The organism is Bacillus sp. L75, assembly GCF_003676355.1.
GTDB lineage: Bacteria > Bacillota > Bacilli > Bacillales > Bacillaceae > Bacillus > Bacillus velezensis.
The window spans coordinates 161,226-188,218 of sequence record NZ_ML064906.1; the positions used below are offsets into that span (position 1 = coordinate 161,226).

Consider the following 26,993-nt stretch of genomic DNA (forward strand, 5'->3'; position numbering starts at 1 on the left):
TTTTATGCAAAAACTTTGGTACCATATGTACTGAGGTGAGTCCGTTTGCAGACACAGTCGTTATTGGAGCTGACAGAACAAATGATAGAGGCGGTTCTGGAAGCCGAAAAAAGGTATCAGGATGGAAAAGAGTCAGGCCGTTCATATGATTTTTTTGAGATTATAAAACCCGATGTTGAAAAAAGAGACCGGCTTTGCGCGCTTTGGACAGAAGCAGCACTTGCGTTTATTCGGGAAAACCGTCCGAAATACGTTCATCACGCACAAATTCAGGCCGTTACAGAAAATTTCGGAGAGCTGATGCTCCAATCATATGTTCATCATATTCATAAAAAAAGATACAGGGATTTAACTGAATCTGTTTTATATACGCTTCGTATATTAAGGGATGAAATTGAAAAAGAAGGCAGCTGAAAACGGCTGCCTTCTTTTATATAAAGGGGTCGGGTATGTTATTCATACGCCGGGTTTTCTGCTCCACTTGCTTCGAGAACCTTCATACTGTTTCGAAATTCGGTTGCGGTGAGATGGCCTTGAATATAGAGGAATTTTGCAAAGTCCATCAGTTTATCTGCACAATCTGTTTCATATTTTTTCACTTCAGCAAAACGCTTTCTTAAGTATGATACGTTCATAATGGTGCATCCCCTCTCATGTATGTTGAGATTATGGTAACATAACGATTCGACTTTTTTCTGTTTTTAAAAAATTAAGACTTTCGACAGCATTTGACAAAAATCAGAATCACCGAAAGCACATAACCACGGCGGAATTCATACATATATAGCAGAAACTTAGTGAGAGACAAGGGGGAATGTCATATGCAATGGAGAGCGCAGCCATATCAAAATATGTACCAGCAGCCGGCGGGATATTTCTACCCGCAGCAGATACAGCCATTACAGCAGCCGAGTCCGCAGCAGATACAGCCATTACAGCAGCCGAGTCCGCAGCAGATACAGCCATTACAGCAGCCGAGTCCGCAGCAGATACAGCCATTACAGCAGCCGAGTCCGCAGCAGATACAGCCATTACAGCAGCCGAGTCCGCAGCAGATACAGCCATTACAGCAGCCGAGTCCGCAGCAGATACAGCCATTACAGCAGCCGAGTCCGCAGCAGATACAGCCATTACAGCAGCCGAGTCCGCAGCAGATACAGCCATTACAGCAGCCGAGTCCGCAGCAGATACAGCCATTACAGCAGCCGAGTCCGCAGCAGATACAGCCATTACAGCAGCCGAGTCCGCAGCAGATACAGCCATTACAGCAGCCGAGTCCGCAGCAGATACAGCCATTACAGCAGCCGAGTCCGCAGCAGATACAGCCATTACAGCAGCCGAGTCCGCAGCAGATACAGCCATTACAGCAGCCGAGTCCGCAGCAGATACAGCCATTACAGCAGCCGTATCCGCAGCAGATACAGCCATTGCAGCAGCCGCCCTATCATCAGCAAGGGCAGTACCCGCAGCAATTTTATCCGAATCAGGAATACGGTCATATGCAGCAGCCGTTTGCTCCCTCTCCTCCTCAGGCAGGCATGCCCGGGGGGCAGCCGGGGTTTGTGAATCCTTACCCCGTTCCCAGACCGAATCAGCAGCAGTCTTCCCAATTCTCAGGCATACTCTCCCAGTTTAAAAAAACGAACGGACAGTTTGACTTTAATAAAATGATAGATACAACGGGGCAGATGGTAAGCGCCGTAAATCAGGTCGGATCGCTGGTGAAAGGCTTCACCAGTATCTTCAAATAAAAAGCATGAATGATATCCATCATTCATGCTTATTTTTTAGGGAAAAAGAGGGTAAGCGTCTGTTCATTCCAGGATGTTTCCATATCTTCTTCACTCACCTTATACGGGAGGACAACGGTTCTTGTCATGCTTGAAGACACATGGGATGAATGAGCCTGTTTATGATCGTAGCGGATTGTAACGTGAAGGTAGCACCCCTTCGTTTCCACCAGCATATCACCGTCACGGAATGTCTCGGGAACGCTGATATCAACCGCGAGGCCCGTCGGCTCTTCTCTGACGTCAATCGTCACTTGCGCTTCAGTAAAAGCCGAATTGACAAGGTGCTGAAAACCCTGCATCAATTCTGCGAAGGGACCTGAGTGAAAAAATTGGTCCATCGCATGGCTGATGATGTCCTCATTTCTTTGCGGATCAAGTTTATCGTTTTGTGATTGATCCATATGACCACCGCCTTTTTACAAACAGACTATGCGATGTTATGCCGTATGGTTAAGAATTGAAGGAAAAAAGAAAGTATGGTTAAATAGTGGAGAATAAACTGGTAACGGATTCACATTTAGGAAGGGGAGCACAACACATTGCTGAAAAAATTATTCGGATTGGGAGACAGCCGGAAAAAGCCGGCCGAGGAAGTGATTTTTTCTCCGGCTGACGGAGCGGTGATGGATTTGGCTTCAGTGCCGGATCCCGTATTTTCACAAAAAATGATGGGGGACGGGATTGCCGTCGAGCCTGCAAACGGAGACATTGTTTCACCGGTTGAGGGAGAAGTGATTCAGCTGTTCCATACAAAACATGCTGTCGGCATCCGCACCCTTTCCGGAGCGGAACTTTTGATACATGTCGGTTTGGATACCGTCAATATGAACGGCGAAGGCTTTGAAGCGCATGTAAAAGAAGGAGACAAAGTGAAAACAGGCGATCTGCTTTTAACGTGCCGGCTGGATTTAATAAAAGAAAAAGCAAGCAGCACCGTCATCCCTATGGTGATTATGAATGGCGATGCCGCAGAACCTTTGCAATTTGCAGGCGCAAATGAAGCGAAAAAAGGACAAACAGAGCTTTTTAAGATAAAAATGAAGTAGGCAGGGGCTGATTCCCTGCTTTTTTTCTTGTGCAGGATTTTCATCTAGCCAGGCAAACAAATATTCGGTAAACTGTACCTCATAAAGAGGTGTGAACGATGAAGAAAAAATCATTGAGCGAACTGATTCAGGAATTAAAAAATCATGAAAATATTGTGCATTGGCATGAAGAGGAACCGCGGGAGGCGAAAACCATGCCGATGCCGGAGCAAGTAGATCGGAAAATTCGGGCGGCTCTCGAAAAGAGGGGGATCGAGCGGCTCTTTACACATCAATACTCCGCTTTTCAGACGGTTCAAAACGGAGAAAGCATTGTGGCTGTCACACCGACGGCCTCCGGAAAAACACTGTGCTATAATCTTCCGGTTCTTCAGTCTATCGCGGAAGATGCCTCAAGCCGCGCGCTTTATTTATTTCCGACAAAGGCGCTCGCGCAGGATCAAAAAAGCGAGCTGAACGAAATCATAGACGAGACGGGCATGGACATTAAAAGCTTCACCTATGACGGAGATACGTCCCCGGCCATCAGGCAGAAAGTCAGAAAGGCCGGGCATATTGTGATCACAAACCCTGATATGCTTCATTCAGCCATTCTTCCCCACCATACAAAATGGGTGAGTCTGTTTGAAAACCTGAAATATATCGTCATTGATGAATTACATACGTACCGCGGCGTATTCGGCAGCCATGTGGCGAACGTCATCCGCCGTTTAATGAGAATCTGCGCTTTTTACGGAAGCACGCCGTCATTTATCTGTACATCCGCCACAATCGCCAATCCGAGGGAATTGGCGGAGCAGCTGACGGGAAAATCAGTGCGCCTGATTGACAATAACGGCGCCCCGGCCGGAAGAAAGCACTTTGCTTTTTACAATCCTCCGATTGTAAATAAACCGCTGCATATTCGAAAAAGTGCCACCGTGGAAGTGAACGAACTTGCCAAAACTTTTTTAAAAAATAAGATCCAGACGATTGTTTTTGCCAGAAGCCGTGTTCGGGTTGAAATTATTTTAAGCCACATTCAGGAGATCGTAAAAAAAGAAATCGGTGCGAAGTCTGTCAGAGGTTATCGCGGCGGATATCTTCCGAAAGAAAGAAGAGAAATAGAGCGGGGGTTAAGAGACGGAAGCATTCTCGGCGTTGTCAGCACAAACGCGCTGGAGCTCGGCGTTGATATCGGCCAGCTTCAGGTCTGCGTGATGACGGGGTACCCGGGCAGTGTCGCGAGCGCATGGCAGCAGGCGGGCCGAGCCGGGCGGCGGCAGGGAGAGGCGCTTATCGTGATGGTGGCGAACTCTGATCCGATTGACCAATATATTGTGCGCCATCCTGATTATTTCTTTAAACGCTCGCCTGAATCTGCAAGGATCAATCCCGATAATCTCATTATATTGGTCGATCACCTGAAATGCGCCGCGTATGAGCTGCCTTTCAGAGCCGATGAAACATTCGGAGAAAATGATGCAAGAGACATTCTCGAGTATTTAGAAGAAGAAGGGGTGCTTCACGAAAACCGCGAACGCTATCACTGGGCGAGCGAATCTTTTCCCGCCTCCAACATCAGTCTCCGTTCGGCGTCACAGGAAAACGTGGTCATCGTTGACCGGTCAGAGACGGCTGATGTAAAAATCATCGGAGAAATGGACCGCTTCAGCGCGATGACGCTTCTTCATGATGAAGCGATTTATCTTCATGAAGGGGTGCAGTACCAGGTTGAAAAGCTTGATTGGGATCATAAAAAAGCGTACGTGCGAAAGGTCGATGTCGAATATTATACAGATGCCAATTTAGCGGTGCAGCTGAAAGTGCTGGACATTGACAGAACGGACAGCAGAAAGAAAACGGCCTTACATTTCGGCGATGTAACCGTGAACGCACTTCCGACAATATTTAAAAAAATTAAAATGACGACATTTGAAAATATAGGATCAGGGCCGATTCATCTTCCTGAAGAAGAACTGCATACCAGTGCAGCCTGGCTTGAATTAAAAGAGACGGATTCGGAGATCGGCGAAAAAACGCTTGAACAGCTGCTTTTAGGCATTGCCCACGTCTTGCAGCATATCGTGCCTGTATACGTCATGTGCGACCGAAATGACGTGCATGTCGTGCCGCAAATCAAAGCCGCACATACGGGACTTCCGACAATCTTTCTGTATGATCATTATCCGGGCGGAATCGGACTTGCCGATGAAGTATATAAGCGATTTGATGAAATCAATGAAGGGGCTGAGCGCCTGATCAGACAATGTCCATGTCAAGACGGATGTCCTTCCTGCATCGGCTCCGAAATAGAAGGAATAGATGGAAAGAAAGCGATACTCCGGCTCTTGAATTACGTGTAAAAGAAAAGGGGGACGAAAGATGTCCTTGAAAAATAAATTAAAGCGGATGAAAAACCACCTGAATGTGCCGGAAGCTGAAAAAAAGCCGGCAGCTTCACAACTTTCGGTCCCGGATATTCAAGTCCCATTTAGAGAAGAATGGGAGGCATTCGGAGTGAAGCCTTTCTTTTTTGAGGATGAATACTGTCTTATCCGCGAAACCGTCTATCCGCTTTCGCACCGCCACGGACGGTACAGCTTCAGTGAACTTGATGACGTCATGGCATTATGGAATAAAGGCGGTTTGACACATACTTTATCAGCAGAAGGATACGAAAAAAGCCAGCTGTTCTTCTTTGATACTGAAACGACCGGCCTCGGCGGCGGGGCCGGCAATATGATTTTTTTGCTCGGTCATGCAAGAGTGTATGAAGACCGTGTCGCGGTTAAACAGCATCTGCTTCCTAAACCGGGAAACGAGACGGCTCTTTACAAAAGCTTTTTAAGTGAGGTTGACATTACGTCCCTTGTTACGTATAACGGAAAAGCCTTTGACTGGCCGCAGGTAAAAACTAGGCATACATTGCTGCGGGACAGGCTTCCGAAGCTTCCTGACTTCGGTCACTTTGATCTTCTGCACGGGGCGAGACGGCTTTGGAAACATAAATTAGAGCGTGTATCGCTTTCGGCGGTTGAAAATGAAGAGCTTGCTTTTAAAAGGGACGAAGACACACCTGGTTATTTGGCGCCGATGCTGTATTTTCAATTTTTAAAGGCGGAGGATCCGGCTCTTTTAAAGGGAGTGCTCTCGCATAATGAACAAGATGTGCTTTCCCTCATCGCTCTTTACATCCATATGTCAAAAAAGATTTTTGCATCTTCTGATCAGACGTCAGAACGTCAGGAAGCATACGCCATGGCGAAATGGTTTATCGCTCATAAAGAAACCGATCGGGCTGTTTCACAGCTGGAAGCGCTGCAAGGCAAAGACTTTGAAGATTCGGATCGGGCCCTTTTTGACTTAGCAATGCTTTATAAAAAACAAAACCGCAGGCAAGACGCCGTGCCCCTTTGGGAGAAACTGACGGGCTCTGATCTTCACATATGCAGACACCAATCAGCGGTAGAGCTGGCGATCTATTTTGAGCATCACGCAAAAGATTATAAAAAAGCTCTGCAGGCCGCACAGCAGGCGGCAGAAGACGGGGAAATATCGGAAAAAGAAGCCGAGAAGCTCCATGTGAGAATTGCCCGGCTTAAGAGGAAATATCCTTCTTGAAATATTGCCCGGGAAAGCGCAAAAGCCGAGCTGTTTCGCCAAAAATATTTTTTTCTGAATCCGCATCGATTTTGTTGTAGAATGGTGCCGCATCTTGTAAAATAGCGTTAGTTATTTATAGGGGAGAGTTGGTATGTATAAAGGTGTTTTTTACTTGTTCTTTGTCGTGGTTTTTTTGATTGCGTTTGTATTTTCGAATTTTAAAGACAGCTTGCTGACACACTTTTAAATTGGGTGATTGAATTAGAACATGCACCCTCTTTTCTTCATAACCTAACAGTGTAATATAAGTTAATGGAGAGGGGATTTAGCATGTTTCATCATCATTGTTGCAGACCAAACGTGATGCCGCCGATTGTCCATCCGACTCATTGCTGTGAACACCATTGTTTTTCTAACACAGTTGTGCCGCATATTCATCCGCAACATACAACTAACGTAAATCACCACAACTTTGAGCACGTTCATTACTATCCGCACACTTTTTCAAATGTTGACCCGACAACTCACCAGCATTTTCAGTGCGGAAGCCCTTGCTGCGATCATTAGTATTGAACGCTTAAGCAAGATCGGTTAGGATATCAGCAAATCAAAATGGGGCCCGATGGGGAGCCCCATTTTTTAAGCAGGTGATCAATTGAAAGTATTAGCCGTAACAGGATACAAGCCGTTTGAACTCGGAATTTTTAAACAGGATGACCGGGCGCTTGTTTATATAAAAAAGGCGATAGAAACCAGACTCAGAAGCTTTATTGACGAAGGCTTGGAATGGATTCTCATATCCGGACAGCTGGGGACTGAGCTTTGGGCGGCTGAAACGGCGTACGATCTCAGAGAAGAGTATCCGGAATTAAAGGTTGCCGTTATCACGCCTTTCTACGGCCAAGAAGAAAAGTGGAAGGAACCGAATAAAGAAATGTATGAAGCGGTGCTTGCTCAGGCAGATTATGAGGAGAGCCTGACGCATCGGCCGTACGAAAGTCCGCTCCAATTCCGGCAGAAAAACGCGTTCTTTATTGAAAAGTCAGATGCGCTTTTGCTTTTATATGATCCTGAAATGGAAGGATCGCCGAAATATATGCTGCAGCAGGCAGAAAAACGCCGTGAAACAGACGGATATCCGATTTATTCGATTACGATGGATGATCTCCGTGCCGCCGTTGAAGAAGAAGATTTCTTTACATAACACGTCAGAGAATATTTGACAACGGGACGTGTTTCTGAATAAAATATAACATGATGATTCACGATATGAGGTGAAAAAGATGCTTGCTGATAAAGTAAAGCTTTCTGCGAAAGACATTTTGGAAAAAGAATTTAAAACAGGCGTTAGAGGTTACAGACAAGAAGACGTTGACAAATTTTTAGATATGATTATTAAGGATTATGAAACCTTTCATCAAGAAATTGAAGAACTGCAGCAAGAAAATCTGCAGCTGAAAAAACAGCTTGAAGAAGCAAGCAAAAAACAGCCGGTGCAGTCCAATACGACCAACTTTGACATTCTGAAAAGGCTGTCCAACCTTGAGAAACATGTATTCGGCAGCAAACTTTATGACGAATAGGGCAGATGCACTTGTCAAATGAGACAAGTTGCTTTATAATGAACAAGTGTTCTTAACGTTCGGGTAATCGCTGCAGATCTTTGAATCTGTAGAGGAAAGTCCATGCTCGCACGGTGCTGAGATGCCCGTAGTGTTCGTGCCTAGCGAAGAAATAAGCTAGGGCAGCCTTGATAGGCTGACGGCAGGAAAAAAGCCTACGTCTCCGGATATGGCTGAGTATCCTTGAAAGTGCCACAGTGACGAAGTCTCATCAGAAATGGTGAGAGTGGAACGCGGTAAACCCCTCGAGCGAGAAACCCAAATTTTGGTAGGGGAACCTTCTTGAAGGAATTGAACAGATAGAAGGACAGAATGCTTTCTGTAGATAGATGATTGCCGCCTGAGTACGAGGTGATGAGCCGATTGCAGTACGACGGAACAAAACATGGCTTACAGAACGTTAAACATTATTGATATGACAAATTAGAGCTCTCCTTTAAAGGGGAGCTTTTATCTTGAATGAGACGAAAGCTTAAAAGAGACAGGGTGATACGATGAAGAAGTACACACTAATAGCGACGGCGCCGATGGGAATTGAAGCGATCGTCGCCAAAGAAGTGCGTGATTTAGGTTATGAATGCAAAGTAGACAACGGAAAAGTCATTTTTGAAGGAGATGCGCTTGCGATCTGCCGCGCTAACTTATGGCTGCGGACGGCTGACCGCATCAAAGTACAGGTCGCCGAGTTTCAGGCGAAAACGTTTGATGAGCTGTTTGAAAAAACAAAAGCGATTGACTGGCGCGCGTACATTCCGGAAAACGCAAAGTTCCCCGTTATCGGAAAATCCGTGAAATCAGTGCTTGCCAGTGTGCCTGACTGCCAGCGGATCGTCAAAAAGGCGATAGCGGAAAAGCTGAAACTTCAATCAGGAAAACAAAATGAATGGATTGAAGAAACGGGCCCCGAGTATAAGGTGGAGATTTCCCTTTTAAAAGATAAAGCCGTGCTTACACTGGATTCATCAGGAACAGGCCTTCACAAACGGGGATACAGGGTTGATCAGGGAGGAGCTCCGATTAAAGAGACGCTCGCTGCCGCGTTAATTCAGTTAACCAACTGGACGCCTGACCGTCCGTTCGTCGATCCGTTCTGCGGTTCCGGCACGATCGCCATTGAAGCCGCTTTAATCGGACAAAACATTGCTCCCGGTTTTAACCGTGATTTTGTTTCAGAAGACTGGGAATGGATCGGAAAAGAACTGTGGGACAAGGCGCGTCTTGAAGTGGAAGAAAAGGCGAACTATGATCAGCCGCTGCAGATCTTTGCCAGTGACGTAGATCACCGGATGGTAAACATCGCCAAAGAAAACGCAGAAGAAGCGGGACTCGGTGACCTGATCGAATGCAAGCAAATGCGGGTGCAGGATTTTACGACGAAACTCGAATACGGCGTAATCGTCGGAAACCCTCCGTACGGCGAACGGCTCGGCGAAAAAAGGGAAGTCGAGCAGATGTATAAAGAAATGGGCCGGGCATTTGAATCTCTTGATACATGGTCTGTCTACATGTTGACGTCAAATGAACAATTTGAAGAGGTCTACGGAAGAAAAGCAACCAAAAAACGGAAGCTCTTTAACGGTTTTATCAAAACGGATTATTATCAGTACTGGGCTAAAGTGCGGCCGCAGCGGAAAAAGCCGCAACAAAGAGAAGACGCCTGAAACAGCGTCTTCTCCGGCATCTTTACGTTTTATTCTGCCATTACCAGCGGTGCGCTTTTGCGTTGCTCCGTAAAATAATGTTGGTCTGGGACATTTCGGTGTGGCCGTTCACTTGCGATTTAGAGCGTTTCGGCCGCGTCCAATTGTGATGAAACAATTCAGAATGCTGATCTAATCGATCTTTATAACTCATGTAACCATCACTCCCGGATAGAATAATTTTGTGAAGATGGATATTCGATCGAATATCTGTTGTAGTTTGTGCAGGTCAGGTGCGGATCATTCAGAATGGCATGTATAGAAAGTGAAGCATCGGCATAGAATGATGATTATTTCTATTTGAGAGGTGATCTATTTTATGCTGAACAGCGAGCACTTCAGTAAAATACAAAAGGCGTTAGACGCAACTGCTTTCCGGCTGGAGGAAGCCGGAGCGGAGTTCGGTCCTTCCGCCATGACACACGCACAGGAAGAACTTGAAAATGCGGTAAAACATACACATTCAACAGACCATCCGTTCCTATGTACACATATCATTGACCGGAAATGATAATGGCAAAAACTTGGCGAGGCCAAGTTTTTTTGTTGTATTGAAAAGGGTTAAATGATATTATAGATGGTCTGAATGCCGAATAGTTAGGGGTTGGAGTTGGGTGACAACATCACGTTTGCCTTTTGCTTTAACAAAAGAAAAGAATTTTTACGAAGAATTGAACAATTGGATTGGTGACGTGTTTTACGATATCCTTCCCGAGAAAGGCTTTGACCTTCGGGATGAGCAGGTATTTATGGCGTTTCAGCTTGAACGGGCATTTAAAGAGAAAAAAGTCATGTTCGCTGAGGCAGGAGTCGGTACGGGGAAAACGCTGGTGTATCTGCTGTTTGCCATCAGCTATGCCAGATATACGGGTAAACCGGCCATTATCGCATGCGCCGATGAAACGTTAATTGAACAGCTTGTCAAAAAAGAAGGCGACATTTCCAAGCTGACAGAACATTTGGATCTGCAGATTGATACACGGCTGTCCAAATCCCATGAGCAGTATTTGTGTCTGAAAAAGCTTGAGAAAACGATGCAGCGTTCTGATGATGAAAAGTGGCTGGATCTTTATGAGTCGCTGCCTTCATTCGTACACGAGTCACAAGCGATGCAGCGCTTTTATCCGTACGGCGACCGCAAACAGTACGCTGATTTGACGAATGAAGAGTGGGCAGGCGTCAGCTATGATTCCTTCCAAGATTGTTTAACTTGTGATATGAGACATAGATGCGGTTTAACACTTTCGAGAGATCATTACAGAAAATCAACGGATCTGATTGTTTGCTCCCATGATTTCTACATGGAGCATGTATGGACGGAAGAATCACGCAAAAGGGAAGGACAGCTGCCGCTTTTGCCGGATCACAGCGCCGTCGTATTTGATGAAGGACATCTGCTGGAATTCGCCGCGCAAAAAGCGTTAACGTATCGTGTGAAGCAGTCGACGCTTGAGCTGTTTTTAGAGCGTCTGCTTCAAAATGATATCAGAGAGGAATTCGCCGAACTGATTGAAGATGCCCTTGCCGCAAACGATGAGTTTTTCTATGTGCTGTCAGAGGAATCGAAGGAAATCGCCGGCTCTCACCGATTGGACATCCAAAACGACCAGCGTGTTAAGCGTGCGGCTGACGAACTGTGCCGTCTGCTCGATAAAATCGGCGAGGCGCTCGTATTTGAATCGGAAATGTATACGATCGATAAGTACGAGCTGTCAGTTGTAGAAGAATACGTCGAACAAATGGCATATTCGCTGTCGCTGTATCAAAAGGATGCCATCAGCTGGCTTGAAACGCGGGATACAGACTCAACGTTTGTCGTTATGCCGAGAACAGTAGCCGAAGTTTTGGGAGAAAAGGTCTTTTCTAAAAAGATTCCTTATATCTTCTCATCGGCCACTCTTTCTGAGGGCGGTTCATTTGATTATATCGCTGACAGCCTCGGAATCCGTGATCCTTTATCATTCACCGTTGAATCTCCGTACGATTACGAGGAGCAAATGTCTGTTGCGCTTCACGGTGACATGACGTCTGAGCAGAAAACAGCCGAAACGATTGAAACCATTAAGAAGAATGAAGGACGCACCCTCGTTCTTTTCCCTTCCTTTGAAGACATGAAGGAATTTAAAGAACAGGCTGCCGCGTGGGAGCTGCCGTATCCGATATACTACGAAGGTGACGAAGAGATCTCCAGTCTGGTCGAAAAATTCCAGCGGGATGAAGAATCCGTGCTTTGTTCCGTCCACTTATGGGAAGGTCTTGACATTCCCGGTGACTCGCTCCGGAATGTGACCATTTGGGCGTTGCCGTATCCGCCTCATGATCCCGTGTTTACCGCAAAGCGGAACGGAGCGAAAAAAGATCCGTTTGAGGAAGTTGATCTGCCGTACATGCTCTTGAGAGTCCGGCAGGGAATCGGCCGCCTCATCCGTTCTAATCAGGACAGCGGAACCATATCCATTTATGCGGGCGGAGAAAGTGAACGGGTCTTGGCCGAAGTCAAAAAGATCTTGCCTGTTACACCGAAAATCGTATAAAAACAAAAGCTGCAGGATTCTTATCCTGCGGCTTTTTTAAATCCGGGAAGTTGACTTTATCACGGCATTCCATTAGCCTGTAATTGATAGTGAAAAGGGAGGGGAACGGATATGGATTTACATACATATGAAAAAGAGTTTTTTGATCTGTTAAAAAGAGTATCCCACTATGTCGAAGCCATTGCACTTATGCATTGGGACTTAAGAACGGGAGCCCCAAAAAAAGGCTCTGATGACCGGGCGGAAAGCATCGGACAGCTGTCGGCTGACGTTTTTCAAATCCAGACATCCGACCGGATGAAAGAGCTGATCGACATCCTTCTCGCGCATGCAGAGGAGCTGCCTGAAGATACAGTGAAAGCGGCGGAACTTGCGAAAAAAGATTATGATCATAATAAAAAAATTCCTGAAGATGAGTATAAAGAATATGTCATTTTAACATCGAAAGCTGAAACGGCTTGGGAGGATGCAAAGGCTGCCTCTGATTTTTCTATGTTTGCTCCGTACCTTGAGAAGCTGATTGATTTTAATAAGCGGTTTATTTCGTATTGGGGCTATGAAGATCATCCATACAACGCATTGCTCGATATTTTCGAACCGGGTGTTACGGTAAAGGTGCTGGATCAGCTGTTTTCTGAATTGAAGGAAGCGATTATTCCGCTTATCAAAAAAGTGACGGAATCCGGCAATAAACCGGACACTTCCTTTATAACGAAAACGTTTTCGAAAGAACAACAAAGAGCCCTCTCCTTGTATTTCTTAAAAGAGTTCGGGTATGATTTTGACGGCGGCCGCCTGGACGAGACGGTGCATCCGTTTGCAACGACAATCAACCGGGGCGATGTGCGGGTGACGACCAGATATGACGAAAACGATTTCCGCACGGCGATTTTCGGAACGATTCATGAATGCGGGCATGCGATCTACGAGCAGAATATTGACGAAGCGTTGAGCGGAACGAACTTATCTGACGGTGCATCCATGGGAATTCATGAATCCCAATCGTTATTTTATGAAAACTTTATCGCCAGAAATCAACATTTCTGGACCGCCTATTATGAAAAAATGGTTGAGGCTTCGCCTGATCAATTTCAAGATGTGAAAAGAGAGGACTTTGTACGCGCCGTAAATGAGGCGAAACCGACATTTATCCGAATTGAAGCCGATGAGCTGACGTATCCGCTTCATATTATCATCCGTTATGAAATTGAAAAAGCGATTTTCAGCAATGAAGTGACAGTGGAAGAACTGCCTGCATTGTGGAATCAAAAATATCATGATTATTTAGGCATTACGCCGCCATCTGACGCAAAAGGCATTTTGCAGGACGTACATTGGGCGGGCGGCGATTTCGGCTATTTCCCTTCCTATGCGCTCGGATATATGTATGCGGCACAGCTGAAGCATACCATGCTTGACGATCTGCCTGAATTTGACCAATTAATAGAACGGGGCGATTTTGAGCCGATCAAACAATGGCTGACAGAAAAGGTTCATCAGCACGGAAGACGCAAAATGCCGCTTGACATCATAAAAGATGCAACGGGAGAAGAGCTGAACGTTCAATATCTCATTGAGTATCTCGTCGGCAAATATTCAAATTTATATTTATAAACGAAACGCCCGGCATACACCGGGTGTTTTTCTAAAAATTCTAAAAACACGAATAATCGAAACCGATTCTTTGTAAAAGTTCGGAAACATTCAAATTTCACTATGCAAAAGAAGTGTATCTTGTTATAATTTGATTAATATAATACGAACACTCATATAATCGCGTGGATATGGCACGCAAGTTTCTACCGGTCACCGTAAATGTCCGACTATGAGTGAGCAATGGAACGGCTTTATTCGGCCGTTGCGTGTAGATCATTCGGCATTGCTTGCTCTTTTTTTGGAGAGCGGGCAATGCTTTTTTTATTTTTTATAAGCGGGGGTAATCATTGTGGAAGCATTAAAACGAAAAATAGCAGAAGACGGAATTGTTCTTTCTGATCAAGTGCTGAAAGTGGATTCTTTTTTAAACCATCGAATTGATCCAGTTCTCATGCAGCAGATCGGCCGGGAATTTGCGCGCCGTTTTGAAAAAGACGAGATAACCAAAATCGTCACAATTGAATCTTCGGGCATTGCCCCTGCGGTGATGGCCGGCCTTGAACTCGGCGTTCCCGTCATCTTTGCGAGAAAAAGGAAGTCTCTCACATTAACGGATGATCTGCTGACGGCATCCGTCTATTCTTTCACGAAAAAAACAGAAAGTCAGATTGTAATCTCCGGAAATCATCTGTCGAAAGATGACCGCGTGTTAATCATTGACGACTTTTTAGCGAACGGACAGGCGGCAGAAGGACTTTTATCCATTGTAAAACAAGCAGGCGCAGCGGTTTGCGGGATCGGAATCGTCATTGAAAAGTCATTTCAGCCGGGAAGAGATGAGCTGATGAAAAAAGGATGCCGGGTCGAATCACTGGCGAGAATTCAATCGCTTGAAGACGGAAAAGTGACATTTGTACAGGAGGTCCGTTCATGAAAAACGGCTATGCCAAAACACTTTCCCTCGGTATCCAGCACGTGCTTGCCATGTATGCCGGCGCCGTCGTCGTTCCCTTAATTGTAGGAGCGGCATTGGGACTGAACGCAGAACAGCTGACATATCTCGTATCAATTGACATTTTTATGTGCGGGGCGGCTACGCTGCTTCAAGTATGGAGGAATAAATGTTTCGGCATCGGCTTACCCGTTGTGCTCGGCTGTACGTTCACCGCGGTAGCGCCGATTATTTCCATCGGTAAGGAGTACGGGATTTCAGCCATTTACGGGAGCATTTTGGCATCGGGTCTGCTTGTCATTCTGCTGTCGTTTTTCTTCGGCAAGCTCGTATCCTTTTTCCCGCCTGTCGTAACCGGATCTGTCGTGACGATTATCGGGATGACCTTAATGCCGGTCGCGATGAATCATATTGCCGGCGGGGAAGGCAGCAAGGATTTCGGTGATCCGGCTAACCTTGCCCTCGGATTTACGGTGCTCGTCATCATCGTGCTGCTTTATCGGTTTACAAAAGGATTTTTGAAATCCATTTCGATTTTAATCGGCATTGTCATCGGGACGGCCATCGCATATTTTATGGGAAAAGTGCAATTTGACAATGTGGCGAATGCTGACGCAATTCAAATGATTAAACCGTTTTACTTCGGGACGCCGACATTTCATGCGGCACCGATTATTACGATGTCCATCGTTGCCATTGTCAGCCTTGTTGAGTCAACCGGCGTCTATTTCGCTCTCGGTGACCTGACAAACCGGCGCCTGTCTGAACGTGATTTAGCAAAAGGCTACCGCGCGGAAGGCCTGGCGGTATTCATCAGCGGCATTTTTAATGCTTTTCCGTACACGGCTTATTCCCAAAACGTCGGCCTCGTGCAGCTGACAGGAATTAAGAAAAACGCGGTTATCGGTGTCACGGGCGCACTTTTAATGCTCTTCGGCCTTTTTCCGAAAATCGCAGCCTTCACGACCATAATCCCGTCTTCCGTACTGGGAGGCGCGATGGTGGCCATGTTCGGCATGGTCATCTCCTACGGCATTAAAATGCTCAGTCAAATTGACTTTAAAAAGCAGGAAAACCTTCTGATTGTCGCGTGTTCGGTCGGATTGGGACTCGGTGTAACCGTCGTTCCCGATATGTTTAAGCACCTGCCGTCTTACTTAAATCTGCTGACCACAAACGGAATCGTCGCCGGAAGCTTTACCGCCGTCCTTTTGAATATTATTTATAATATGATTCCCAAAACGAAAAAAACCCTTGATGTGACAAGGGTTCAAGAGGGTTAGTTATTCGTTTTTCTTAAAAAAATAACATTTTAATAACATTTCTTTATGAAATCCCGAGATCGAGGATGCTTCCGAAAGTTTGCTGAACTTTTTGTGAGGCATCCTCTTTCATTTTATTTGTAACGTGGGTATAGATTTTCATTGTTGTTTTCACATCATCGTGGCCGACTCTTTTCATCACGGTCGCAATATCGACACCTGCTTCAGCTAACATACTGATATGTGAGTGTCTGAATATGTGAGGAGTCGCATGTTTTTTTATGGATGTTTTTTTTAGAATTCTTTCCATCCGATATATGATGCTTTTTGGCAGGTAAGGGTACCCGTTTGCTCTTGCGAAAATAAAGTTTTCATTATGGTATTCAGATAATTTTGTTTGTGATTGCAAATGCATCTTTTTCACTTTCGTTTTATATGCTTTCAGCATGGCTATAATTTGATCGTCTATAACAATTGTTCGAATTGATCCAGGTGTTTTGGGTGGAGTTAATTCATACTCTCTCATGTTATTACTTTCTGAATAAATGGTTTTGGTTATCCGGAGTTCTTTTGTTTCGAAATTGATGTCAGACCATTTGAGGGCACATAACTCCCCGGATCGCATACCTGAAAAAGCAAGTAAATAAAATCGTTCCAGATCCATGTGTAGACCGTGATTTTTAACTGCTAAAAGAAATTCCTCGATCTCCGATTTTTCGAGGTATTTTTCAGCTATGTTGTTATTTTCAATTTCTTCAACGGTTATTCTTTTTTTAGGCACTATAGCATCTGCAATAGGATTGCTTTTAAGAAACTTTACTTTAACAGCATACTTAAATATCATGCCTGCTGTCGTATGTACTCCATTCATAGTGCTTCGTGAATACCCTTGTTCTGATAGTTTGTTAAGTATTTTTTGATACTGTCTCAAGGTTATTTTATTGATGATGGATTTGGCAATGTAGGCATTTAATATTTTTATCTCTTCTCGTCTGATTCGGACAGTGTTCTTTTTCTTCCCTGTTAACATATACTCTTCCAGCCATTCGGCTGCGACTTGATCAAAAGTTACCTTTTTCACTCTTGATTCATCGATGCCATCTTCATTTAAAGCTGCTATTGCATCACGGACTCTTTGCTCGGCTTCTTTTTTTGTTTTGCCCCGCCGCGGAATTTGCTTTCGTTTGCCGGTGACTGGGTCACGAGGGCCTTCTCCAACTGCTAACCATTTTTTACCCTTGATTAATTCTTTGGTATACATTCTTTCACCTCTTAGACTAAGTATAGGAGTTGTTTTAAATACAAATGAAATTAATAAGTAGGGGGAGGAGAGTTGATGCATTCTGAAAAAGAACTTATGTTCTGGTGTTTTGTTTAAAGAAAAGCCCTAAAAGGGCTAATCAAAATTTTAAAAAAAGGACTTTTCTCAACGACTCGATTTTTACTGATGAGATTCCGTTCAAGTCCGGATCAGTTTCAGATGAGAATAAGATTGAAAGCCCTTGAACCATAAGGGATTAGGAACATGGTGAAATTATCCTTTCGGATCGGGTTCATTTGCATTTCGGTTCAAGTTCCGATCTTATTAGTAAACAGAAATAACTTAATAAACAATAAAGAATAATTACTTTTCCTCTTTTTTGTTTTTGAAATTCTCTGCAATCATTTTTTCAATTCCATCAAGTCGCCTTAGAGCATCTGCAAGATATTTATCTTTTTCATCCTCCGTCATCAGTTCCTGTCCTTCGACATTATCAAAACGAACATCATTCTGCTTACGGAGTTCTTTAGCTTTATCTTGGTAGTACTCTTGACCTCTTAACAAGTAATCTGTAGAGACTTCAAAGAAATCAGCTATTTTAACTAATGTTTCATAGTCTGGCTGTCTATGGCCTCTTTCATAATTAGCATATGTGCCCCTGTGAACGCCAACCTTTTCAGCCATTTGTTCTTGTGTTAACTTCTTGCCTTTACGGAGTTGAATTAACCGGTCTTTAAACATAATTTCACCTCATTCATTAAACATTATAACGTGTCGAAATGAAACAAATAAAGTTTTGTGTCAAAACGACGAAAAAGTTATTGACATTGTTTCTAATGGACGATATCATAAAAACAAATGATTCGTTTCGACGCAAATAGGGGGTGAATCTATTGAGGAAATGGTTGATAGACATCCGTGGAGACAAAAGCCAACAGGAAACAGCTGAGGAAATTGGTATCTCTAGAGGTGCTTACGCGAACATTGAATTAGGTAAGAGAAATCCTTCAGTAAAACTAGCAAAGAGAATTGCTAACAACTTTGATGTCGATTGGACGCTTTTTTTTGAAGAAAATGTCGTCGTTTCGAAACAAAAATCAAACACAGCATAGGAGGTACCAAATATGTTTACCATGCAATACGATGATAACTTCATTGATCAAATTGCAGCAAAAATTGCTGAAAGGGCAACAGATATGTTAGTCGAGCGGCTGGGGGCGTTGAATGAGCTACCTCACATCTTAACCAGAGAAGAAGCGATGAAAGTACTCAGATGCGGCCAAACAAAAATGTCTGAACTCATGTCGCGACCTGATTTCCCGGTAAATGATGAGTTCGGCAAGAAAATTCCAACCCAGCTGCTATTTAAATGGATTGAAAGAAATACCCGTTGGGTGGAGGAAAATACCCAGTATTTCCGTAAGGGGGCAACCGCATGAATCAAATTGTTTTTATTGAAGGCGATCAAGTTGTAACCGATAGCCTGACTGTTGCTGAGGTGTTCGGAAAGCGTCATGATCATGTTTTACGTGATATTAAAAACCTAGATTCTAGCAAAGAATTTAATCTCCACAATTTTGGGGAGGTTGAATATAAGGACAATAGGAATCGCACTTATAAAAAATATCTCATCAAGCGTGACGGTCTTACATTCTTAGTTTTTGGTTACACAGGTGCAAAGGCAGCGCTGTTTAAAGAAAAGTATATTTCGGAGTTTAACCGAATGGAAAATGAGCTTCAGAAACTAAAGCAGCCGTCTTATATGATTGATGATCCAGTCAGCCGAGCAAAGCGATGGATCACCGAACAGGAAGAACGGCAACAGCTTGAACAAACATTGAGAATTCAGGAGCCGTTGGTCAGTTTTGCTGAATCGTGCATGGCGTCTGAAAAGTCCCTGCTTGTCAGAGAGGTTGCAAAACTTGCATCCAAACAAGGCATTGTTATTGGTGAGAGGCAGTTGTTTCAGAAATTACGAGATTGGAAGATGATCTTCTCCAACAAAAATGAGCCTTATCAAGAATATGTGAACCGCGGTTACTTTGAAGTAGCACAGGGAGTTCGAGAAGTAAGCGGAAAGTCAAAAACGTGGCTCACAATGAAGATTACACCAAAGGGACAAGCCTACATCATTAACAAGTTGAAAAAGCAACAGGCGAGTTAGTGTTTTCATTACTTAAATTTTATCAGTAAAAAACTGAATATATCAGGAGGCAAACATATGGAGAACAACCCATACAATTTGCGAAATTTACCGCAGATTATGCGTGGTGTCCGAAAATCGGCGGGCCTTGCACAGTATCAAATCGGTAATTTAATTGGGGGAAAGGATCAACGATATGTTTCTGATGTGGAAAATGGCTTTAGCAAACTCACTCCTGAACTATGCATTAAGTGGTTTGAAGTGTGTGAAGCCTATGAACATATTGATCTCGTGCATTATCTTTTCCGTCTGCACCCAACAGCGGCTGCGCCCATTGATCCTGCATTAAATGAAAGTGCAAGTGCCGCGGTAATCAATATGGTCCATCAGTTGGAAGAGGCCTTGGAAGCAACAAAACATCTAGCCCGTTGGCTGGCAAGTGACAGGCCGGGTAGGAGGGCAGGGGAACTGCCAATGGGTGATATTAAACAGATTTTCGATCTTATCCCGGCAAACAAGACACTCATTTATTCACTAGCCCGCGGACACGGTTTAAAGATACAAGAACTAGCTGATAGGTGGACAAGAAAAGCGCTAGTTGATCAAGTAGCAATGGCAAAACATGAGGAGAGGCAGGCAATTACGATATGAACAACAATCAATTTCTTACATCAGATTTAGAAGCTGCTAAACGGAAAGTGGATTCAGCAGAAGAATTGGCGATTATGCTATGTGAGGCCTTGCGTGATGGTGATTACGAGGAAGCCATTAGCTTAGCCGGAAGCATAAAAGTTTTGACGGAGGATATTAACCGGTTAGCAAACAAAGGCCGTTTGTACGATGTAGCTATGAAAATGCAGCAGCGAGGTATTAATTTAACTGTAATAAGCAGGTGCTCGCAATGAACATTGAAAATCCAATGGTTTTGAACAACTGGCACGATAAAACGTCAGAACCTGAAATAAAAAAGGATTTTTTTGGGGACATCATAATGCCAACAGATGATTATGTAATCGACAGCGGCGAGGTAATTTTGAGGGATAATCTTGAACGGTACTTAAAGGAGCAGCTTGGTTTTGAATTTCAAACATCGCAATAAAAAAGCCCACTCGGCAAAGTGGACTTCGTAAGGCGTTTTGATTATTGATTGGAACCTAATTATATCAAAACGCCTCATAGAAAACAATGGAGGTTTTATAAATGGCAAAATCAATTACAGTGTCATTCAGCGACCGGGCGGACGACCAGGAACGTTTAAGTCAGGTTGGCGGTTCAATTACATTTGATAAGTATGGCCGTCCTGTTTTCAGTTTTCCGTCAATGGACGCATACCGAGAATGGCAGAGGCGCGGCACAAAAGCTTATTTGAGAGAGGTGGCAGCAAAATGAATGGATTGTCTCAGGTAGATTACTCAGATTATATGCCCGCACCTCAACAGGCAACCAACGTGACTACCGAAGCTATGGTCAGTCGTCAAGCTCAAGAGGTACAGGCTGCTATGGTCATTGCTAAGAAATTCCCGCGGGATGTATACGCGGCGTTCGATCGGATTAAGAAAGCATGTGAACGGAGGCTGTTGGCCGAGAACGCGGTGTATGAATATCCGCGAGGCGGCTCAAAAGTATCTGGTCCTTCTATACGTCTTGCTGAAGCGTTGGCGCAGAACTGGGGGAACATTGATTACGGGATTATGGAATTGGAACAGAAGGCAGGAGAATCGTCTGTCATGGCTTATGCCTGGGACCTCGAAACGAATACCCGTCAAACCAAGATTTTTACGGTTAAGCATGAACGGAAAGCGCGCGGTGCTATTACAAAGCTTGATGATCCAAGGGATATTTATGAAATGGTTGCCAATCAAGGCGCGCGGCGGTTGCGTGCCTGCATACTTGGAGTAATTCCAGGCGATATCGTAGATGCTGCGGTTGATATGTGTCAGCAAACATTAATCAGCGGTCATAAAGAACCTTTGGAGGATCGTCTCAGAAACGCTTTATCTCTTTTCAAAAAAGAGTTTGGCGTTACAAAAGAAATGATCCAGGAATACATCGGTAATGCGATCGATGCTTTCACTGAACAAGATTTCTTGAAAATTGGACGCATTTACACGTCCCTTCGTGATGGGATGGCAAAAAAAGAGGATTACTTCAATATCAAGGCCACAGGCGCGACTAAGTCAAAGGCTGAAGAAGAATTTAAAAAACAAAAAGAGCATGATGGGAAGGCAGATGAAAAAAAGAAAAAGGCTGGTGATCCTGCTGATGAGGACGATTCCGGCGCTAAACAAGGAGAATTACTATTCTAACGAGATTGATAGATATTACATGTCAAATTCTCAATATAAGAGCTTTCTGCAATGCGAGGCGGCAACAATGGCCAAGATTAACGGTGAATGGGTGCCGCCGGGTTCAGAGGCTCTCCTCTTCGGTCAATATGTTCATGCCTGGCTTGAAGGGAAACAGGTATTTGATGAATTCAAGAGAAACACGCCATCACTTTTTACACAAAAAGGCCAGCTGTACAAGCAATATCAGTTAGCTGATCTGATGATTGAGGCGATTCAACATGACGAACTCTGTATGTTCGTTCTGGAAGGAGCAAAGGAAGTTATCGTAACAGCTGAACTTTTCGGTGTTCCGTGGAAAGGCAAGCTGGACGTATACAACCCGGCCGGCAGCCGTTTTGCAGATCTGAAAACAACCCGTTCACTTCGAGAAAAGGTGTGGAATCCGGAAATAGGCTATTGCTCGTTTGTCGAAGCATACGGATACATTGGACAGATGGCGCTCTACGCAGAAATGGAAAAGCGTATGACTGGGCGTAACGAGTGGCTTGAGCCTCTTATCGTGGGGGTGTCTAAAGAGGATCCGCCGGATAAAGCAGTCATCAATATCGATAAGGGTCGAATGGAAGTAGAGCTTGAAGAGATTGAGCAGCGTATGGGTCGTATCCTGCAAGTGAAACATGGCGGCGAAAAGCCGGAGCGGTGTGAGAGATGCAAATATTGCCGTGCAACAAATCAGTTAAACAGTATTATTCATTTCTCGGAGCTGATCAGCTGATGGAAAAGGATTTAATTAAGGTTCCGATTCCGCATTGTTATTACTGGCTGGTTAAGACAGTAAGGCGTGATATGAGGAAGGGCTTATATACACGGTATGTAACGGACTATCTGAAGACAAATGAACCATCTTTAGAATTAACAGATATTGATTTTAAGGCTCTAACAGCATTGTGTAAAAGGAAGTAGGTGAGCGATATGGATACGCAAGGATTAGGATATGTCATTTTACCCCGCCTGCCATTTAAAGATTCACGGGATGAGACAATATATGATCATTTATTCAAACGGGCAGAGTATAGAGCAGATCAGGATTTAGAGCTCGGTCAGACAATCATTAAGCTTGTGGAATTAGCAAAGCGTTTTAATTGGTCATCCGATCAGATCAAATACTCGTTAGACAGAATGGTCAAGCAGGAGTATTTAAAACTGGACAGGCTGCCGCAAAAACGCGGCTTTATTGTTACAGTTCTGAATTACGCGGATTACATACAGCTTGGCAATTACAACAAGAAGAAGGACCTTGTCCAAGTGTCGGAAGAAAGAAAGGAAGTTGATGAAAAAGTGAAAAATGTCTTTGAATTATTCGAGAACAAAGTCGCCCGTACTATCGGACCAATAGAAGCTCAGCGAATTGGCTATATGGTTGAAGATTACGGCGAGGAGAAGGTCATGGAGGCTATGAAACAGGCTTTCAGGAACAAAGGCAGCAAGGTTGGTTTAAATTACATTGAAGCAGTTCTATCAAATCCGTTTACGCAGAAGAGAAAGGAGAAAAAACAGCATGATAGCTCACAAAACACAAAGTACGGACATGGCAATGGCGGGCATTCTCAAAAAACTACGGGACAGGTCAGCCCAATTTTCAGCGGAACAGGCCGTCTCAGAAGAAAAGGCTGAATATGATTGTCCTGACTGCAAGGACAAAGGAATCATTGTTTATCGGGTTCACCAAGATACTGAACGGCAGCTGAGAAAAGAACAAAAAACAATGGAGAGTCTTAACACTGATCAAATGGTGAGGGAAGAGGATTACCTAGCAGGAAAAGTGTGCTTACCGGATAAGGCCCGGGAGTGGAAAACCACGTACTCTAAGCAATGTAAGTGCGTGAAACGGAAAAAGATCGCCCGGCTTATGGAAGCCAGCGGTATTACCGAGGAATTTGAAATGCTCTTATTCGGTAATTTCATTACAGACGGCAAGCCTGCCATGATTAAAGACGCATATGAGTGCGCTATGGAATACTTTAAGGATTTTCAAAAGGTTAAAGGAGAACGTTCGAACAGCATCGCCCTCCTTGGCCAGCCTGGCAGCGGAAAAACGCACCTATTAACGGCAATCATGAACAACCTTATTAAGAAAAAGTCTGTTTACTGCATGTATTTCCCTTACGTTGAAGGGATGGGGAATTTAAGAGATAACTTTGATCAACTAGAGTCCAAGCTTGATGCAATGAGAAAAGCGGACGTTCTATTCATCGACGATTTATTTAAACCAGTAAAGGGAGAACCGCGGGCCACAGATTGGCAGGTTGAGCAGATCCAGTCGGTCGTTAATTATCGCTACCTGAATCACAAACCCCTGCTGATTTCATCAGAATTAGATACAGCAGCATTATTAGATATAGACGAAGCGCTCGGGTCTCGGATACATCAGATGTGCCGTAATTATACGGTAATCATCAAGGGAGACCGAATGCAATTAAATCATAGGTTAGGAGAATGGGAATGAGCTTAAAAACGAACATTCAAGGATCCGGAGGGATTTATATGTTCGGCCCGGCTGAACAGACAGGCGGACAGGATCTCACACCGACGATTAGGGTCCTGGAGGAGAAAATAAGGCAATTGGAGCTGGTGAGAAGTGCTTAAAGCAGTTGCGGCGCTGCCAGTCATATTACTGACTGCACCTTACAAGGAAAAGCAGATCGAGCATTGGGAACAGATTGACGGGAGGTAAAAGGCTGTTGAGTTCTATTCAGTTTATTGTTTATGGAGAGCCGATCGCACAAGGACGGCCGCGGGGATCCATTCAAAACGGAAAGGTTAGAATGTACGATCCTGTAAAGTCAAAAAATTTTAAGCAGTATGTGGCACTGGTTGCATCTCAGCATCGGCCGAAGCAGGTTATTACTGGTCCTGTCGCAATGGAAGTCAGAGTATTCAGACCGATGCCGAAAGCTGTATCCGGATCCAAGAGGAAAAAGGAGAACGCTGAAAAAGGCCTTTTACGCCCTGTAACAAAGCCGGACGTCGATAACTATGTAAAAGGTGTCAAAGACGCTTTGAATCATCTGATATACAAGGATGATAGTCAGGTAGTCGATTTGAAGGTCAGTAAGTTTTACAGTGAAGAGCCGCGGGTGGAAGTCATTATAACTGAGATTGTGTCATGACATGTAGCTTTTGTATGGATCCTAAATTAAATAATCAGGAGGTCAATAACATGCAAGAAAACAACAACAATCCTTACGTACCAGGACCGGTAAAGGAATGGAAGATGACGCCGGAAGAACTGGCAGCATATGTCGAAAAACATCCAATCATATACCGAGAGGAACTAAAGCCGTCTCCAGCATTCACAATGAGCGGCTGGGAGAATCCGTACTAAGGATATAAAAAAACACCGAAGCTTATGCCTCAGTGCTTATGATTCGAATTGGTACTTCTATCATAGCACAGGAGGAGTCTAGGTGTACAACCCTAAAGAAATTAAAAATCACGAAGGAAGTATTCAGCAAAGTATGGAGCCTGGGAAAATTCGTATCATCGTTTTAGACGGTACTGAAGGAACAGCGCATGTATTGGATGTCCCAGAGCACGGAAAGACCATCATCCAAACATCAAAAGGAAGCTTTGCGCGAGTCGATCACGAAATAGGGTTCAAGGTGAAATAAACAAATGTAATTATTCAGCAAAGGGGTTTTTGAATTGATGCCATTACAAGTCAAATTACAACGTGTCGTCAAAGCAACGAAAGATGAAGCGATGACCGTCGAACAGGCAGCAGATTATTTGAAAGTTCCCAAACAATATATACCGGTCCTTGTCGCGCGTTCAGATGATTTAAAGATGATTGGTGATGAAACAATTATTGCAAAACGGGATAAAATGAATAGTTGGTTGATATGCACGGTAGTTGTGGTTGTGTTCTTTATAATCTCTGTCCTGCCGGGGATAGGGGGATGAAAAGCAAAACATATCAGTGATTTGTAAAAATAACATCAGTCAAAGTGACCCAAAAGTAAAGGGGATGGATGGTTTCTTTTCTGAATGAACAAACGAAAATATTATGAAATTTTTTCATAATATAGTATGATTTATTTAAAAAGGTTGTTGAAAATGGATTGGATAACGAATCCCTGGATTGTTAGTTTAATAACTGCAATAGTAAGTACTTTTATTGTAAATTCCCTAACAAAGTTTCTTGGAAGAAAAGATTATATTAAAAGAGTTAACAGAGCTAATAATCAAATAATTAATACTTTGAAAGATTTTATATCAGAGGGAGAAAATCCTTCTTTACCTCTTTTGGAGTCACTATCCGCTGCCAATGCTAAATCAAATAAAGTTAAACAACATAGTTTGTATAGCATTAATGATATTTTAGATCTTCTTATTAAAGATATTTCCGAAACTAATTTTCTTTCTATAGATCAGAAAATCGAAATATCTAACAACTTATTAGATCTTAAGAGGGATATTAAAACAAAACAAGATGAAGAATTGGAGTTTAAGCCAATTATAACTGACAAAGGCATAATTACATTTGATAAAGGAATAAAGCAAATTAAAGAAATGGATAAAATAAAAAGAAACATGACTACTACTTCATTGATTTATATAGCCTGTCTAATTAGTTATATGACAATAATGAAATATCCAAAGTTATCTGGTTTTTTTCAGAATAACCTGTCAATGATTAAAGATATTTCGATTGCCATAGTAGTTATAGTCCTAATAAGCTTTATGATTAAATTTGGTTATAGTAAGACTTTAAAAAAGTAAAAAAATTTTATAGTCCAAGACGGAAAGCCTGCGGACACTGATCACTGTACAGAATTACTGTGCTCTGATTAGTGTCCGTTTTTTATTTGAACCAAGGGATGACATGAAGCAAGAAAAGAAATAGCCCAATAAAAACGCGCAAGAGTGTTCTGAGCGGTTTTTGGCGGCAAATGATGGGGCAAGACAGGCAAACACTGAAACGAGGCAAAGGTGATGGGGTTAAGTGCAAGTGAGAGGAGGTATAAAACATGCAAGATTTAATTATTGAATATAAAAGAGCGTTAAAAGAAGCAAGAAAGATGTACCGGTCATTCTCGGAAACACCGGGAGTTGAAATGACAGCTGAACAAAAGAACGATAAGAAGATAATTGGCAGTATGATCAGTGATATTGAATTCACTCTCGAATGGCTGCAGAACGGAAGACAGC

General features: G+C 43.6%; 36 protein-coding genes, 1 other RNA gene, 2 pseudogenes and 1 riboswitch. Of the genes and pseudogenes, 34 read left to right on the forward strand and 5 right to left on the reverse strand.

Annotated elements, in window-relative coordinates; translation table 11 throughout:
- The first annotated feature begins 45 nt into the window (after positions 1–45).
- Positions 46–414, forward strand: a complete 369-nt coding sequence (locus D5S11_RS12505; protein ID WP_042635291.1) for a YppE family protein — start codon at positions 46–48, stop codon at positions 412–414.
- A gap of 38 nt (positions 415–452) precedes the next feature.
- Here the strand turns inward: D5S11_RS12505 and D5S11_RS12510 are convergent, their stop codons facing one another.
- Complete coding sequence (locus D5S11_RS12510) at positions 453–635, reverse strand: YppF family protein (protein ID WP_003153532.1); 183 nt, start codon at positions 633–635, stop codon at positions 453–455.
- A gap of 717 nt (positions 636–1,352) precedes the next feature.
- Between D5S11_RS12510 and D5S11_RS12520 the strand changes: the two genes are divergently transcribed.
- A complete protein-coding gene (locus D5S11_RS12520; protein WP_128424624.1) occupies positions 1,353–1,751 on the forward strand; it encodes a YppG family protein in 399 nt (132 codons plus the stop codon).
- A 29-nt stretch (positions 1,752–1,780) separates the two neighbouring features.
- Here the strand turns inward: D5S11_RS12520 and D5S11_RS12525 are convergent, their stop codons facing one another.
- Complete coding sequence (locus D5S11_RS12525; protein ID WP_017418017.1) at positions 1,781–2,194, reverse strand: Hsp20/alpha crystallin family protein; 414 nt, start codon at positions 2,192–2,194, stop codon at positions 1,781–1,783.
- Positions 2,195–2,332: 138 nt separating this feature from the next.
- On the opposite strand from D5S11_RS12525, the gene D5S11_RS12530 reads away from it, so the two are divergent.
- The 9 genes and pseudogenes from D5S11_RS12530 (at position 2,333) to D5S11_RS12570 (ending at position 9,707) form a co-directional block, all read left to right on the forward strand.
- Positions 2,333–2,839 carry a PTS sugar transporter subunit IIA gene (locus D5S11_RS12530; protein WP_007409495.1) on the forward strand — a complete coding sequence of 169 codons (507 nt, stop codon included), beginning with the start codon at positions 2,333–2,335 and terminating at the stop codon, positions 2,837–2,839.
- A gap of 98 nt (positions 2,840–2,937) precedes the next feature.
- Positions 2,938–5,184, forward strand: a complete 2,247-nt coding sequence (locus D5S11_RS12535) for a DEAD/DEAH box helicase (RefSeq protein ID WP_106080186.1) — start codon at positions 2,938–2,940, stop codon at positions 5,182–5,184.
- A gap of 19 nt (positions 5,185–5,203) precedes the next feature.
- Positions 5,204–6,442: a ribonuclease H-like domain-containing protein gene (locus tag D5S11_RS12540; protein WP_032866286.1), complete on the forward strand. Its 1,239-nt coding sequence runs from the start codon at positions 5,204–5,206 to the stop codon at positions 6,440–6,442.
- Between the two features lie 121 nt (positions 6,443–6,563).
- Positions 6,564–6,671: pseudogene (locus D5S11_RS12545) on the forward strand (hypothetical protein); the annotation flags it as partial.
- Positions 6,672–6,754: 83 nt separating this feature from the next.
- The gene (gene cotD, locus D5S11_RS12550) at positions 6,755–6,991 is read left to right on the forward strand and encodes a spore coat protein CotD (RefSeq protein ID WP_003153539.1); all 237 of its coding nucleotides are present in this window, start codon (positions 6,755–6,757) and stop codon (positions 6,989–6,991) included.
- Between the two features lie 88 nt (positions 6,992–7,079).
- The gene (locus D5S11_RS12555; protein ID WP_007409499.1) at positions 7,080–7,628 is read left to right on the forward strand and encodes an SLOG family protein; all 549 of its coding nucleotides are present in this window, start codon (positions 7,080–7,082) and stop codon (positions 7,626–7,628) included.
- A 79-nt stretch (positions 7,629–7,707) separates the two neighbouring features.
- Entirely contained in the window at positions 7,708–8,007 is a 300-nt protein-coding gene (gene gpsB, locus D5S11_RS12560) for a cell division regulator GpsB (protein ID WP_003153541.1), read from the forward strand.
- Between the two features lie 55 nt (positions 8,008–8,062).
- An RNA gene (rnpB, locus tag D5S11_RS12565) (RNase P RNA component class B) lies at positions 8,063–8,444 on the forward strand.
- Between the two features lie 96 nt (positions 8,445–8,540).
- Entirely contained in the window at positions 8,541–9,707 is a 1,167-nt protein-coding gene (locus D5S11_RS12570; RefSeq protein ID WP_015417697.1) for a THUMP domain-containing class I SAM-dependent RNA methyltransferase, read from the forward strand.
- Between the two features lie 40 nt (positions 9,708–9,747).
- Here D5S11_RS12570 and D5S11_RS12575 read toward each other — a convergent pair whose 3' ends face one another.
- Positions 9,748–9,900, reverse strand: a complete 153-nt coding sequence (locus D5S11_RS12575) for a YpzG family protein (protein ID WP_003153548.1) — start codon at positions 9,898–9,900, stop codon at positions 9,748–9,750.
- A gap of 165 nt (positions 9,901–10,065) precedes the next feature.
- Between D5S11_RS12575 and D5S11_RS12580 the strand changes: the two genes are divergently transcribed.
- From D5S11_RS12580 to pbuX, 5 genes are all read left to right on the forward strand, one after another.
- Positions 10,066–10,257 carry a hypothetical protein gene (locus D5S11_RS12580; RefSeq protein WP_061046664.1) on the forward strand — a complete coding sequence of 64 codons (192 nt, stop codon included), beginning with the start codon at positions 10,066–10,068 and terminating at the stop codon, positions 10,255–10,257.
- 103 nt (positions 10,258–10,360) lie between these two features.
- Positions 10,361–12,280 (forward strand): ATP-dependent DNA helicase, encoded by a 1,920-nt coding sequence (locus D5S11_RS12585; protein WP_012117827.1) that lies wholly within the window; start codon positions 10,361–10,363, stop codon positions 12,278–12,280.
- Between the two features lie 111 nt (positions 12,281–12,391).
- A complete protein-coding gene (locus D5S11_RS12590) occupies positions 12,392–13,894 on the forward strand; it encodes a carboxypeptidase M32 (protein ID WP_012117826.1) in 1,503 nt (500 codons plus the stop codon).
- A 132-nt stretch (positions 13,895–14,026) separates the two neighbouring features.
- Positions 14,027–14,126: riboswitch (purine riboswitch) on the forward strand.
- Between the two features lie 99 nt (positions 14,127–14,225).
- Positions 14,226–14,810, forward strand: a complete 585-nt coding sequence (xpt, locus tag D5S11_RS12595) for a xanthine phosphoribosyltransferase (RefSeq protein WP_108724855.1) — start codon at positions 14,226–14,228, stop codon at positions 14,808–14,810.
- Positions 14,807–16,111: a xanthine permease PbuX gene (gene pbuX / locus D5S11_RS12600; protein WP_012117824.1), complete on the forward strand. Its 1,305-nt coding sequence runs from the start codon at positions 14,807–14,809 to the stop codon at positions 16,109–16,111. Before xpt ends, pbuX begins: the two co-directional genes overlap by 4 nt.
- A gap of 43 nt (positions 16,112–16,154) precedes the next feature.
- Here pbuX and D5S11_RS12605 read toward each other — a convergent pair whose 3' ends face one another.
- Both D5S11_RS12605 and D5S11_RS12610 read right to left on the reverse strand, forming a co-directional pair.
- Positions 16,155–17,351 (reverse strand): site-specific integrase, encoded by a 1,197-nt coding sequence (locus D5S11_RS12605; protein ID WP_108724856.1) that lies wholly within the window; start codon positions 17,349–17,351, stop codon positions 16,155–16,157.
- Between the two features lie 363 nt (positions 17,352–17,714).
- A complete protein-coding gene (locus tag D5S11_RS12610) occupies positions 17,715–18,092 on the reverse strand; it encodes a helix-turn-helix domain-containing protein (RefSeq protein WP_014418220.1) in 378 nt (125 codons plus the stop codon).
- Between the two features lie 152 nt (positions 18,093–18,244).
- On the opposite strand from D5S11_RS12610, the gene D5S11_RS12615 reads away from it, so the two are divergent.
- The 18 genes and pseudogenes from D5S11_RS12615 to D5S11_RS12695 form a co-directional block, all read left to right on the forward strand.
- On the forward strand, positions 18,245–18,463 hold the full coding sequence (locus D5S11_RS12615) for a helix-turn-helix transcriptional regulator (protein ID WP_025852635.1): 219 nt from the start codon (positions 18,245–18,247) through the stop codon (positions 18,461–18,463).
- A 12-nt stretch (positions 18,464–18,475) separates the two neighbouring features.
- Entirely contained in the window at positions 18,476–18,790 is a 315-nt protein-coding gene (locus tag D5S11_RS12620; protein WP_047935883.1) for a hypothetical protein, read from the forward strand.
- On the forward strand, positions 18,787–19,515 hold the full coding sequence (locus tag D5S11_RS12625; RefSeq protein WP_047935882.1) for a phage regulatory protein/antirepressor Ant: 729 nt from the start codon (positions 18,787–18,789) through the stop codon (positions 19,513–19,515). Before D5S11_RS12620 ends, D5S11_RS12625 begins: the two co-directional genes overlap by 4 nt.
- 57 nt (positions 19,516–19,572) lie before the next feature.
- A complete protein-coding gene (locus tag D5S11_RS12630; protein ID WP_014418218.1) occupies positions 19,573–20,145 on the forward strand; it encodes a helix-turn-helix domain-containing protein in 573 nt (190 codons plus the stop codon).
- Entirely contained in the window at positions 20,142–20,399 is a 258-nt protein-coding gene (locus D5S11_RS12635; protein WP_032859261.1) for a YqaH family protein, read from the forward strand. The genes D5S11_RS12630 and D5S11_RS12635 overlap by 4 nt, the downstream gene beginning before the upstream one ends.
- Positions 20,396–20,593: a YqaI family protein gene (locus tag D5S11_RS12640; protein WP_046341367.1), complete on the forward strand. Its 198-nt coding sequence runs from the start codon at positions 20,396–20,398 to the stop codon at positions 20,591–20,593. The genes D5S11_RS12635 and D5S11_RS12640 overlap by 4 nt, the downstream gene beginning before the upstream one ends.
- A 101-nt stretch (positions 20,594–20,694) precedes the next feature.
- Entirely contained in the window at positions 20,695–20,883 is a 189-nt protein-coding gene (locus D5S11_RS12645) for a hypothetical protein (RefSeq protein WP_038458929.1), read from the forward strand.
- Complete coding sequence (locus D5S11_RS12650) at positions 20,880–21,800, forward strand: hypothetical protein (protein WP_047935881.1); 921 nt, start codon at positions 20,880–20,882, stop codon at positions 21,798–21,800. Before D5S11_RS12645 ends, D5S11_RS12650 begins: the two co-directional genes overlap by 4 nt.
- Positions 21,724–22,557: a PD-(D/E)XK nuclease-like domain-containing protein gene (locus D5S11_RS12655; protein WP_321573437.1), complete on the forward strand. Its 834-nt coding sequence runs from the start codon at positions 21,724–21,726 to the stop codon at positions 22,555–22,557. Before D5S11_RS12650 ends, D5S11_RS12655 begins: the two co-directional genes overlap by 77 nt.
- A 197-nt stretch (positions 22,558–22,754) precedes the next feature.
- On the forward strand, positions 22,755–23,456 hold the full coding sequence (locus tag D5S11_RS12665) for a DnaD domain protein (protein ID WP_032859408.1): 702 nt from the start codon (positions 22,755–22,757) through the stop codon (positions 23,454–23,456).
- Positions 23,341–24,288: an ATP-binding protein gene (locus D5S11_RS12670; RefSeq protein ID WP_128424623.1), complete on the forward strand. Its 948-nt coding sequence runs from the start codon at positions 23,341–23,343 to the stop codon at positions 24,286–24,288. Before D5S11_RS12665 ends, D5S11_RS12670 begins: the two co-directional genes overlap by 116 nt.
- Positions 24,285–24,428 carry a hypothetical protein gene (locus D5S11_RS19905; protein ID WP_164833847.1) on the forward strand — a complete coding sequence of 48 codons (144 nt, stop codon included), beginning with the start codon at positions 24,285–24,287 and terminating at the stop codon, positions 24,426–24,428. The genes D5S11_RS12670 and D5S11_RS19905 overlap by 4 nt, the downstream gene beginning before the upstream one ends.
- Before the next feature lie 95 nt (positions 24,429–24,523).
- Positions 24,524–24,952 carry a RusA family crossover junction endodeoxyribonuclease gene (locus tag D5S11_RS12675; RefSeq protein WP_047935875.1) on the forward strand — a complete coding sequence of 143 codons (429 nt, stop codon included), beginning with the start codon at positions 24,524–24,526 and terminating at the stop codon, positions 24,950–24,952.
- A 50-nt stretch (positions 24,953–25,002) separates the two neighbouring features.
- Positions 25,003–25,167 (forward strand): hypothetical protein, encoded by a 165-nt coding sequence (locus tag D5S11_RS19910; protein ID WP_162918043.1) that lies wholly within the window; start codon positions 25,003–25,005, stop codon positions 25,165–25,167.
- Positions 25,168–25,249: 82 nt separating this feature from the next.
- Positions 25,250–25,453 (forward strand): XtrA/YqaO family protein, encoded by a 204-nt coding sequence (locus D5S11_RS12680; RefSeq protein WP_025852610.1) that lies wholly within the window; start codon positions 25,250–25,252, stop codon positions 25,451–25,453.
- A gap of 34 nt (positions 25,454–25,487) precedes the next feature.
- Entirely contained in the window at positions 25,488–25,745 is a 258-nt protein-coding gene (locus D5S11_RS12685) for a hypothetical protein (RefSeq protein ID WP_108724857.1), read from the forward strand.
- 153 nt (positions 25,746–25,898) lie between these two features.
- Positions 25,899–26,564, forward strand: coding sequence for a hypothetical protein (locus tag D5S11_RS12690; protein ID WP_108724858.1), 666 nt, complete (start codon positions 25,899–25,901; stop codon positions 26,562–26,564).
- Positions 26,565–26,812: 248 nt separating this feature from the next.
- Positions 26,813–26,993, forward strand: a pseudogene (locus D5S11_RS12695) (Fis family transcriptional regulator); the annotation flags it as partial.

Coding starts and splice junctions, on each gene's coding strand:
- D5S11_RS12510 (WP_003153532.1), bottom strand. CDS start 635: ATGAACGTATCATACTTAAGAAAGCGTTTTGCTGAAGTGAAAAAATAT.
- D5S11_RS12525 (WP_017418017.1), bottom strand. CDS start 2,194: ATGGATCAATCACAAAACGATAAACTTGATCCGCAAAGAAATGAGGAC.
- D5S11_RS12535 (WP_106080186.1), top strand. CDS start 2,938: ATGAAGAAAAAATCATTGAGCGAACTGATTCAGGAATTAAAAAATCAT.
- D5S11_RS12540 (WP_032866286.1), top strand. CDS start 5,204: ATGTCCTTGAAAAATAAATTAAAGCGGATGAAAAACCACCTGAATGTG.
- cotD (WP_003153539.1), top strand. CDS start 6,755: ATGTTTCATCATCATTGTTGCAGACCAAACGTGATGCCGCCGATTGTC.
- gpsB (WP_003153541.1), top strand. CDS start 7,708: ATGCTTGCTGATAAAGTAAAGCTTTCTGCGAAAGACATTTTGGAAAAA.
- D5S11_RS12570 (WP_015417697.1), top strand. CDS start 8,541: ATGAAGAAGTACACACTAATAGCGACGGCGCCGATGGGAATTGAAGCG.
- D5S11_RS12575 (WP_003153548.1), bottom strand. CDS start 9,900: ATGAGTTATAAAGATCGATTAGATCAGCATTCTGAATTGTTTCATCAC.
- D5S11_RS12580 (WP_061046664.1), top strand. CDS start 10,066: ATGCTGAACAGCGAGCACTTCAGTAAAATACAAAAGGCGTTAGACGCA.
- D5S11_RS12590 (WP_012117826.1), top strand. CDS start 12,392: ATGGATTTACATACATATGAAAAAGAGTTTTTTGATCTGTTAAAAAGA.
- pbuX (WP_012117824.1), top strand. CDS start 14,807: ATGAAAAACGGCTATGCCAAAACACTTTCCCTCGGTATCCAGCACGTG.
- D5S11_RS12605 (WP_108724856.1), bottom strand. CDS start 17,351: ATGTATACCAAAGAATTAATCAAGGGTAAAAAATGGTTAGCAGTTGGA.
- D5S11_RS12610 (WP_014418220.1), bottom strand. CDS start 18,092: ATGTTTAAAGACCGGTTAATTCAACTCCGTAAAGGCAAGAAGTTAACA.
- D5S11_RS12620 (WP_047935883.1), top strand. CDS start 18,476: ATGTTTACCATGCAATACGATGATAACTTCATTGATCAAATTGCAGCA.
- D5S11_RS12625 (WP_047935882.1), top strand. CDS start 18,787: ATGAATCAAATTGTTTTTATTGAAGGCGATCAAGTTGTAACCGATAGC.
- D5S11_RS12630 (WP_014418218.1), top strand. CDS start 19,573: ATGGAGAACAACCCATACAATTTGCGAAATTTACCGCAGATTATGCGT.
- D5S11_RS12635 (WP_032859261.1), top strand. CDS start 20,142: ATGAACAACAATCAATTTCTTACATCAGATTTAGAAGCTGCTAAACGG.
- D5S11_RS12640 (WP_046341367.1), top strand. CDS start 20,396: ATGAACATTGAAAATCCAATGGTTTTGAACAACTGGCACGATAAAACG.
- D5S11_RS12645 (WP_038458929.1), top strand. CDS start 20,695: ATGGCAAAATCAATTACAGTGTCATTCAGCGACCGGGCGGACGACCAG.
- D5S11_RS12650 (WP_047935881.1), top strand. CDS start 20,880: ATGAATGGATTGTCTCAGGTAGATTACTCAGATTATATGCCCGCACCT.
- D5S11_RS12655 (WP_321573437.1), top strand. CDS start 21,724: ATGAAAAAAAGAAAAAGGCTGGTGATCCTGCTGATGAGGACGATTCCG.
- D5S11_RS12665 (WP_032859408.1), top strand. CDS start 22,755: ATGGATACGCAAGGATTAGGATATGTCATTTTACCCCGCCTGCCATTT.
- D5S11_RS12670 (WP_128424623.1), top strand. CDS start 23,341: ATGATAGCTCACAAAACACAAAGTACGGACATGGCAATGGCGGGCATT.
- D5S11_RS19905 (WP_164833847.1), top strand. CDS start 24,285: ATGAGCTTAAAAACGAACATTCAAGGATCCGGAGGGATTTATATGTTC.
- D5S11_RS19910 (WP_162918043.1), top strand. CDS start 25,003: ATGCAAGAAAACAACAACAATCCTTACGTACCAGGACCGGTAAAGGAA.
- D5S11_RS12690 (WP_108724858.1), top strand. CDS start 25,899: ATGGATTGGATAACGAATCCCTGGATTGTTAGTTTAATAACTGCAATA.